The sequence below is a fragment of the Mycobacterium sp. NGS34 genome (genome assembly GCF_059812845.1).
Genome location: NZ_JCALDM010000076.1, coordinates 1 through 218 on the forward strand (window position 1 = coordinate 1; position 218 = coordinate 218).

Sequence of the window (218 nt, forward strand, 5' to 3'; positions counted from 1 at the left end):
CCATCGGCTTTCATGCCGCGTAACAGCCAGTTACGACGGCCAACCTGTATCACAAGGCAAGAAATTCATCCAGAAGGAGAAAAGGCAACATGGCAACACGCTTTATGACTGACCCGCATGAGATGCGGGCGATGGCGGGCCGGTTTGAGGTCCACGCGCAGACCGTTGAGGATGAGGCCCGCAAGATGTGGGCGTCGTCGATGAACATCGCCGGTGCG

At 57.8% G+C, this 218-nt stretch carries 1 pseudogene; it reads left to right on the forward strand.

Going from position 1 to position 218, the window contains the following annotated elements:
* Nucleotides 1-89: 89 nt before the first annotated feature.
* Nucleotides 90-218 (forward strand): annotated as a pseudogene (locus AC5Y7V_RS31455) (WXG100 family type VII secretion target); the annotation flags it as partial.